At 61.8% G+C, this 8,941-nt stretch carries 7 protein-coding genes and 4 tRNA genes; 7 read left to right on the forward strand and 4 right to left on the reverse strand.

Going from position 1 to position 8,941, the window contains the following annotated elements:
- Nucleotides 1-6: 6 nt before the first annotated feature.
- Nucleotides 7-594, reverse strand: a complete 588-nt coding sequence (locus tag N4S67_RS04215) for a TetR/AcrR family transcriptional regulator (protein WP_260991654.1) — start codon at nucleotides 592-594, stop codon at nucleotides 7-9.
- Between the two features lie 331 nt (nucleotides 595-925).
- Between N4S67_RS04215 and qcrB the strand changes: the two genes are divergently transcribed.
- Entirely contained in the window at nucleotides 926-2,563 is a 1,638-nt protein-coding gene (qcrB, locus tag N4S67_RS04220) for a cytochrome bc1 complex cytochrome b subunit (RefSeq protein WP_260991655.1), read from the forward strand.
- On the opposite strand, the gene N4S67_RS04225 is transcribed toward qcrB, so the two are convergent.
- The 3 genes from N4S67_RS04225 to N4S67_RS04235 form a co-directional block, all read right to left on the reverse strand.
- Nucleotides 2,564-2,640: transfer RNA gene (locus N4S67_RS04225), tRNA-Phe, on the reverse strand.
- Nucleotides 2,641-2,681: 41 nt separating this feature from the next.
- Nucleotides 2,682-2,758: transfer RNA gene (locus tag N4S67_RS04230), tRNA-Asp, on the reverse strand.
- A 34-nt stretch (nucleotides 2,759-2,792) separates the two neighbouring features.
- A tRNA-Glu gene (locus N4S67_RS04235) sits at nucleotides 2,793-2,865 on the reverse strand.
- A 122-nt stretch (nucleotides 2,866-2,987) separates the two neighbouring features.
- Between N4S67_RS04235 and N4S67_RS04240 the strand changes: the two genes are divergently transcribed.
- The 6 genes from N4S67_RS04240 (at nucleotide 2,988) to N4S67_RS04265 (ending at nucleotide 8,927) form a co-directional block, all read left to right on the forward strand.
- Nucleotides 2,988-3,063, forward strand: a tRNA-Lys gene (locus tag N4S67_RS04240).
- A 236-nt stretch (nucleotides 3,064-3,299) separates the two neighbouring features.
- A complete protein-coding gene (locus N4S67_RS04245; protein WP_260991656.1) occupies nucleotides 3,300-4,424 on the forward strand; it encodes a tyrosine-type recombinase/integrase in 1,125 nt (374 codons plus the stop codon).
- Between the two features lie 179 nt (nucleotides 4,425-4,603).
- On the forward strand, nucleotides 4,604-4,804 hold the full coding sequence (locus N4S67_RS04250) for a helix-turn-helix transcriptional regulator (RefSeq protein WP_260991657.1): 201 nt from the start codon (nucleotides 4,604-4,606) through the stop codon (nucleotides 4,802-4,804).
- A gap of 346 nt (nucleotides 4,805-5,150) precedes the next feature.
- Nucleotides 5,151-6,584, forward strand: a complete 1,434-nt coding sequence (locus N4S67_RS04255) for an AAA family ATPase (RefSeq protein ID WP_260991658.1) — start codon at nucleotides 5,151-5,153, stop codon at nucleotides 6,582-6,584.
- A gap of 172 nt (nucleotides 6,585-6,756) precedes the next feature.
- On the forward strand, nucleotides 6,757-7,281 hold the full coding sequence (locus tag N4S67_RS04260) for a hypothetical protein (RefSeq protein WP_260991659.1): 525 nt from the start codon (nucleotides 6,757-6,759) through the stop codon (nucleotides 7,279-7,281).
- Between the two features lie 674 nt (nucleotides 7,282-7,955).
- Nucleotides 7,956-8,927: a hypothetical protein gene (locus tag N4S67_RS04265; RefSeq protein WP_260991660.1), complete on the forward strand. Its 972-nt coding sequence runs from the start codon at nucleotides 7,956-7,958 to the stop codon at nucleotides 8,925-8,927.
- Nucleotides 8,928-8,941 lie beyond the last annotated feature (14 nt).

Consider the following 8,941-nt stretch of genomic DNA (forward strand, 5'->3'; position numbering starts at 1 on the left):
GTGGGATCAGTCGACCGAGGGAGTGAGCAAGGCGATCGAGGCGGCGACGGCCTCGTCGGTGACCTCGCTCATGCGGCCACCCTCCTCGACGGTGACCGCAACCAGTTCGCGAAGACCGCCGAGCAGCATGATGCTGCGCTGCCGCGACACCGGGCCGATGCCCGCGGCGCGAAACTCGTCGGTGCTGCCCAGCGCCTGGACCATGTCGAGAAAGTTGCCGAGGACGTCGCGCTGCAGGTCGCGCGCGGCTGCCCCCAGCGAGGGCACGTCACGGATCCAGCTGCGCATCAGCGGGGCTCGCGACTCCCCCGCCGAGATCCACGTCTCGACGGCTTGGCGCACCTGGCTGCGCCAGGGTGCGCGCGGGTCGACGGCGGCCGAGATCTGGCGGACCTGCTCGGCGTTCGCGTCGGTCAGCAGCGCGATGAAGCAGGCTTCTTTGCTTTCGAAGTGCTCGTAGAACGTGCGCCGCGACGTCCTGGCCCTTCGCACGATGTCGGCGACCGTCGTTTTCAGATAACCGTCTTCGGCGATCGACGTCTCGAGCCCATCGAGCAGCCGCTGGCGGAAGTTGGCCTTGTCCTCCCCGTTCATATGTCTGGCCACGTTAGTTTGTCGGCCACGCACCAGTGCAGGGACACCTCTGGGCAATCGCGGCGAAAACCAGCGCCGCAGGCACGCACGCGCCCGAGCACGCTTCCCTCCGGCCCTCATGAACCCCGCAGTGCCGGGGGCCGGATCAAACGCGCTCATTTTTGATTCGGCGCCGAGGGGGACACGGATGGGTTCGCAGCGACGTTCGCTCCGTCACGTCAGTAGTGACAGAAGTGTGACCGATCGGGCCTACGACCCCCGTGAGAAGCAAAGCGCCGCAAGGAAGGACACACTGGAAACAGCCCCGCGTGGCTTCAACAGGAGCAGCGCAATGAATTTCACACCGTCTCAACTCGCCGCCCGCCAAGGCGACGCGATCGACTCGCGTTATCACCCGTCGGCGGCGGTGCGACGACAATTGAACAAGGTCTTCCCCACCCACTGGTCCTTCCTGCTGGGCGAGATCGCCTTGTACAGCTTCATCGTGCTGCTGCTCACCGGCGTGTACCTCACCCTGTTCTTCGACCCGTCGATGGCCGAGGTCACCTACGACGGTGTCTACCAACCGCTGCGCGGTGTGCAGATGTCAAAGGCCTACGAGTCCACCCTCGACATCACCTTCGAGGTCCGTGGTGGGCTGTTCGTCCGCCAGGTACACCACTGGGCGGCCCTGTTGTTCGCCGCATCGATCATGGTGCACCTGGCGCGAATCTTCTTCACCGGCGCGTTCCGCCGCCCACGTGAGGCGAACTGGGTGATCGGGTCGTTGCTGTTGATCCTCGCCATGTTCGAGGGCTTTTTCGGGTATTCACTGCCCGACGATCTGTTGTCGGGCACCGGCATTCGGGCCGCACTGTCGTCGATCACACTCGGCATGCCGGTGATCGGAACTTGGTTGCACTGGGCGTTGTTCGGTGGGGACTTCCCCGGCCAGATCCTCATTCCACGGCTGTACGCGATCCATATCCTGGTCTTCCCCGGCATCATGTTGGCGCTCATTGGGCTGCACCTCGCGTTGGTCTGGTTCCAGAAGCACACGCAGTTCCCGGGGCCGGGCCGAACCGAGACCAATGTCGTCGGTGTGCGCGTCATGCCGGTGTTCGCGGTGAAGTCGGGTGCCTTCTTCGCGATGACGGTCGGCATCATGGGGTTGTTGGGCGGTCTGCTGCAGATCAATCCGATTTGGATACTGGGCCCCTACAAGCCGTCTCAGGTGTCGGCGGGTAGCCAGCCCGACTTCTACATGATGTGGACCGACGGCCTCATTCGCTTGTGGCCGGCGTGGGAGTTCTACATCGGCGACTACACGGTCCCTTCGGCAGTGGCCGTGGCCCTGATCATGGGTTTGGTGTTCGGACTGCTGACGCTCTATCCGTTCCTCGAGCGGAAGTTCAGCGGCGACGACGCGCACCACAACCTGTTGCAGCGGCCGCGTGACGCTCCGGTGCGCACCTCGGTCGGGGCGATGGCGATTGCGCTCTACATCGTGCTCACCTTCAGCGCGATGAACGACATCATCGCCTACAAGTTCAATGTGTCGCTGAATGCGACCACGTGGATCGGCCGCATCGGCATGGTGGTGCTGCCCGCGATCGTCTACTACGTGACCTACCGGTGGTGTGTGGCGTTGCAGCGCAGTGACCGCGCGGTGCTCGAGCACGGCGTTGAGACCGGCATCATCAGGCGTCTGCCGCACGGCGCGTATGTCGAACTGCACCAACCTCTAGGTCCGGTCGACAAGCACGGCCACGCGATTCCGCTGGAGTATCAGGGTGCTGCGCTGCCCAAGCGGATGAACAAGCTGGGCTCGGCCGGAGCACCCGGCACTGGCAGCTTCCTGTTCGCCGACCCAGTCGATGAGCACGATGCGGTGACCGAGGCTGCACATGCGGCGGACCGCAAGGCACTCATCGCGTTGCGCGATTACCAGTCTGGGAATGGCTCGTCGAACGGCAACGGATCGTCGTGATGGTGGCCAGGGCCGGGATCGAACCGGCGACCTTCCGCTTTTCAGGCGGACGCTCGTACCAACTGAGCTACCTGGCCGGAAGGCACCGGTCGTCTCGCACCGACGTGCCTCGCCTCGATGGCGACCCTGACGGGACTCGAACCCGCGACCTCCGCCGTGACAGGGCGGCGCGCTAACCAACTGCGCCACAGGGCCTTACCTGTGCACCCCATCGTACGTGCGGCGTGCGTACCCCCTACGGGATTCGAACCCGCGCTACCGCCTTGAAAGGGCGGCGTCCTAGGCCGCTAGACGAAGGGGGCCAGCCGAATCTCTCCGGGGTACTCACAACGCGATGACGTTGGGAGCTTCGATAGCTTAGGGTACCGGCACCCGAATCCTCAAACGCGGACGCCGCTGGGTAACAAGTACTCTGTTTCATCGCGCCCCTATAGCTCAGTTGGTAGAGCTACGGACTTTTAATCCGCAGGTCCCAGGTTCGAGCCCTGGTGGGGGCACCAGAAAGACGAGTTCAGCAGTAATATCTAACTATCCTAATCAGTTGACTCGCTGCATCAGTCCGCAGCCAGTCCGCAGGGAGTAAGCTGCGGGCATGCTCAAGCGCAGTTTCCGGGCAGGTGTTGAGGACCGGTGGCATCGACCACCCCGACGCGGCGAACAGGTGCCGTACCCGGCCGATCACGCCGGACCCGGCCATTGGTGCATGGACCCTAAGCACGCCACCCCTGGCACTCTGGTGACGACCGCACGCCACCGGCAGGGCAAGCGATGGATGGCCCGATGGGTAGACCACGACGGCCTAGAGCGAACCAAGGCGTTCGACCGCAAAGCCGACGCCGAGCGGCACAGGGTTGAGGTCACCACGCAACTGACCACCGGCACCTACGCTGACCCCCGACGAGGGGCGGTTACGTTTGGCACCATCGCTGAACCTTGGTTTGACTCCAAGAGCGGATTGAAGGCCAAGACACGAGCCGGGTACCGCTCACTACTCGATGTCGTAGTGCTGCCTCGCTGGGGCGAGACTCCGCTCCGAGACATCACCCACGCCGACGTTCAGTCATGGGTGCACAGGCTCGCCACGGACCCGGACGCACGGCAGCGGAAGGCATCCAAACAACCGGCGGAGGACGACCACAAGGGACTGTCGGCGGCAAGGGTGGTGCAGGCATATCAAGTGCTAGACCAGGTACTCAGATTCGCCGTGCGGGCACGGTATATCAGTCTCAATCCTGCTGCCGACGTCCAGCTTCCCCGCAAAATGGTTCCGGAGAAAACACCGCTCACACATGAGCAGGTACGTCAGATTGCCGACGCCGCTGGGGATTTGCGGACGGCAGTCTATGTCTTGGGCTACGGCGGTTTGCGGTATGGGGAGCTTGCGGCACTCCGAGTCGGAGACGTTGACGCGAGGCGACGGCGCCTCAAGGTGTCCCGGTCAGTGACCGACGTGGCGAAGATGGGCATGGTGGAGGGAACCACCAAGACTCACCAAACCCGTTCTGTCCCGTTGCCTGCCTTCGTCATGGACCTAGTCGCACAGCAGATCAAAGGCCGGTCACCGGATAAGTTGGTGTTTCCCCACAACGACGGCAGTTGGATTCCCCGCGACTGGTTCGCCTTGAGACTCGACAAGGCCAGCAGCACTGTCGGTTTGGTTGGCGTGACTCCTCACGTCCTGCGGCACACTGCGGGATCTCTTGCTGTTGCCTCGGGTGCGTCGGTGGTTACCGTGCAGAAGCTCCTAGGGCACCAGTCCCCCATAACGACCATGAACGCCTACGCCCACCAACTCCCGGACGACTTCGACAACCTGGCCGCTGCGATGGACACCGCTGCCCGTGCCGCAGCGGTGAAGTAGAGGCATCGTCCCAGGTCACGGCTAAATCAGGGTTAGAACGGATCGGGGTTAGACTAAGGCAGTTGAACACACACGGGACCCGCTGACGTCCCCCGACAAACCGCTATGAGCACCGGAAAGATCCGGTTGTCAGCGTATTTCGCCGGCTAATAGGCGAAAGATTCTGGGGCATAGTCCACATGACTCAGCCCGATTTACTTGGGATTCCCGAAGCATCCAATCTGCTCGGCCTTCCTGAAGCCACACTTCGGTGGTACCGAGCGTCTGGCACCGGCCCGAAGAGTTTCAAAGTTGGTCGCCGCGTCAGGTATTGGCGCAGCGATTGCCTGGACTGGCTGGCGATGCAAGAGGCTAAGTCGGCTGTCGGCGGTGTGAAGTGAACGCCGAGTATTGGACACCGGACGAAGCGTTCGCCCATGTCCCCACGCCTCCGGGTGGGGTCGATTCGTGGCATCAGGACGAAGCTGGGGACTGGCATCGCTGCTTCGTGGCATGGGAGCGGGTCCTGATCACCGAATCGTCCGAGCATTGCCGCTGCTGCGGACCAATCTTCGTAAGCATCGTAGGCGTGCAGGACTCGTCTGGCCACATGGGTGCGGGCATCTCACTTGAGGGAGACAGCGAATTGAACTCCGTTGAGACAAGAAAACTTGCGGCCATGTTGATGGACGCAGCAGAAGCACTGGATGGTATGGGTGGATTCAATCCCGCCGTGGGAGAAGGGCGATGAGCGTCCAATCCCGTGACAGACGTGAAGTCAACCACATGCTCGGTGAGCATCAATTGCCTGCTCTGTCAGGCGTAGTCACAGGAACCCAGCTACAAGCCGCATCGATCCCTCCCCTGGTGTGGGCGGTCTCCGGTCACTTGCCTGAAGGTTTGGGAATCTTGGCTGCGCGACCGAAAGCGGGAAAGAGCTGCCTCGTTCTCGGCATCGGATTGGCTGTCGCTGCGGGCAAGCCAGTGCTTGGCGTTGAGGTTGAGCAGCGTCCAGTGCTCTACCTCGCGCTGGAGGATGGTTGGCGGCGGCTGGGCGACAGGTGCCGCAACATGCTGGGTGACGGCGAAAAGTTTCCGGCTGCAATCGAGTTCATGATTGACGCCAAGGATGCTATCGAGCAAGCCGAAGCATTTGTTGCCGTGAACGACACCGGCCTGATCATCCTCGACACACTCGCGGTGGTCAAGCCGGAGCGACGCGCCCGAGATGACGCTTACGCAAAAGATTATGGCTTCATTCGCAGATTGAAGGCTCTCGCGAAGCCAGGTATCACGGTCCTCGTCGTGCACCACACCCGTAAGGCCGACAGCGAGGGAAGCTTTCTTGACGCCGTGTCGGGTACTCACGGGATCGCCGGCGCCGCGGACTTCGTCATGGTCCTGGATCGAAAAGACAACGAGCGCAACGGCGTTTTGCACATAACAGGCCGGGACGTCGAAGAAGCCAGTTATTCGCTGATCTTCGAGTGCGGAGAATGGAGCGCAGACGGCAACGGCCTTGAGGAGGCCGCACAGCGAGCGAACGAGAATCAGCTAGGGCGCACCAAGCGGCTAGTGCTGCAGTTCGTCAACTCGCGACCGCTGACTAGAACGGCGCATGTCGTTGAGAACTTGGACATCACTCCAGAGGCGGCACGCCAAACGCTCTCCCGACTTACTCAGGAGGGCCGGATCAAGCGGCTGTCGCATGGTGTGTACGTCCCTGTCACACAGTCACAGTCATATGAAACGGCCACCTCAGGCTTGATAACGGCGCGTGACAACTCACTATCGGACTGTCACACCGTCACTACGCAAAGTGACCGCGTGACAAAGCAACACGGAGTGTCACAACGGATGTCGCAGTCTGAATCACCTCGTAGCCAGGGCGAACATACCGACCGTGACACTGTGACAAGGAATTTGTACTCCCTGAAGGGTTGGCACTCACCTTCACAGTCGGAAACTACGTTTGGTGACATCCCCGATGTGCGGCAGGATCTCCCTTCCTCCCGTCTAGGCCCGCCGAAGGCGGAACATCGGCCAACCGAAATGCCCAATGCGAGGCATTGTGAGATATCGGGATGCGACCAAAGAGCCTATGGCAATTGTTGTTACGGCGACATTTATCGTTGCGCCGAGCACGCCGGAGAGTGGTTAGCGGAACAGGAGACGCTTTGAACCGCAAAAGCGTGAAGCCGCAACCTTCGCTAGCGATAGCGATGTGTGCTCAACCGCAATACTCGGCCCGTTCGAGCGAGTATCACTCTCGCCCTCTCGGCACCAGTTGCTCTTTGCACGTTGCATCAGCCAACCGACACCGACACATCCGCACAGAAGAAGGAACAGGCCCATGACAAGTGACGCCATGAATACCGCTGGAGAACGCCCATCAGCGATCCTTGGGGGAGGGGCGCTTGTAGTGCTCATGTTGAGGTTTACCCTGGCGCAACTGCGCCATGACTTGGGCCAACTGGGCATCCTGTTAGACGAGATCCGACGCGCCGGCCCCGGTTCACTGTGGGCCTTCGCGGCCGCGCTTAGCGCAGCTGCGGCGAACGGCTTCACCGCTTTGTGCGGCGGCGACCGACAATCCGCAGCTCGAAAGTTCGCGTCCGCTGGCAGCGGGGGCGTTCGTCTAAGCGAAGAAGGCGCGGCGCGGCTGGTGCTCGCGTGGCTCACCGAACCCGGCACCGTGGGCGACGTGCTGAGGGACATCGAGAATCAGGGCGGTCTTGATCTCGTTGAGCGCGTCGCTGCTGTTCTCAACGGCATGGTGGCCCAGTCGGTCGTGCAGCAGTGCGGCGGCAACCGGAAAGCCGCAGCCCGAAACGTCGAGGCCCAACTCGCGGATGAGCGAAGCCGCCCGACAGAGTGAGATCACGGTGCGCGGGTGATGGAGGGTAGGTCCGCGACCGCTCGATGTCACTAGCGAATCCGCACACCCTTTTCTTCAAATCACGCCGGGTACTTCACACCTGATGCCGACAAGCGCATGCACGCCAACCCAGGCGGCACCCACGTTACGCGCCAGACACCAAGTGATCAGGACCCAACCACCGCAACATGCGGCACCTCACCTGACACAGAGTCGATATTAATCAGCTCATTTCTTGTGAACCCTGTGTCATGGCGACGTGACTTTCTCGGCGGAGGAAGCGCTACGACGACGCACGTGTCACGCCGAACGAGATGGTGACGGCTGCCTGGGGGAGTACCCCTTCCAGATCTTCGCCGGACACTCAAGCAACAGCGCCGCATCCCCCTAGGGCGAAAATTTGCAAGACAGGGCGCGCAATACCGCCGGTGCCCGCCATGGCGAGCTGCGGCGCAATTTCGTCGAACGCCATGATCACAAAGAACCGCCCTCAGGGACACGGTCCGCCTTGCGGAAGTGGTGTGCTCACGGCGCGGCGCATTCTGACAGCCACGAGCATCGCTGACGCCACGCAATGCCATTCGAAGCTGTTGCTTTTACAGTCCGACTCACCCGGGCTGCGGTAGCAGCGATTCCGCTGAGCGTTGTTCAAAGTTTCTGAAACGATTAGCGCCATGGCCGATACTCCAGGCACGGGCGAGCGGGGAGCCGCCTACTGGTCGAAGCTCATCCACGTCGGGGTGCATCAGGGAGCAGTCGAACTGAGACCTCAACTCAACGAACTCGGACTCGATGAAGTGCACCGCATCTGCGATCGAGCCTGGGCGTACAGCCGCGCCGACTTCGAGCCCAACGCCCTGGTAAAGCTAGCGACAAGCCAGTGGCGTGAAACATGCGCGCTTGCTGGGTCGATTGCAGAGTCGCTGATGCTCGGTGCTGCCACCTACCTCGAGTCGGTATGGCACAGCAGGGCGATCGCTGCCGGAACCGAGCCGGCAGGCATGGCCATCGCGCAGCGGTACCTTGCCGATACTTCAATCGACACCGCGGTCAGTGTGGGGCACAGACTCATCAACTTCGTCGCTCGAGTAGCAAGGACCGTCCCTGACACTCGCCAACAGCTCGGTTCCGTTAAACAGTTCCAACACCTCGGTGATACATACGTCCCATTTGTGACCGACGCGCGAGAGGCGTGGCTGTCGCTCAACCCCGGCAGCCTTGCCGCGCTCCGGGCCGCGATCCCCGCGTTGCACCGCGACTCTGTCCAGGCCCTTGAAGACCTTGTTCAATCAGAGGCCTGGGAGAAGCTCTTCCAAACGCGTGCTGAAAACTTCCACCGCTGGCGTAAAGAGCACGAATCTGTTTCCGGCGTCGATCAGAACTCAGGGAGAGCAAGCGACATCTATGACCATGCTGGAAATGTCATCGGGAAGAGGGTAGCCGCGCAGCCTCGTCGCCACACGAGTAGTGACGGGATGACCGAGCGGACAACGGAGGTTGCCGGGGAGGGGGTGCGGGCGGTCTCGAAGGCTGTGGAAGCAGTGATCACAGATACGCTCGCCGTCCTCCCCAGACTAACCGGCGGGTTCACTCTAGAGATCGACCGCAACGGTCAGACCCGACGAATGAGCATGCCCATCTTTTGAACCCAGTGCCAATC

The sequence above is a fragment of the Mycobacterium deserti genome (assembly GCF_025345615.1).
Taxonomy (GTDB): domain Bacteria; phylum Actinomycetota; class Actinomycetes; order Mycobacteriales; family Mycobacteriaceae; genus Mycobacterium; species Mycobacterium deserti.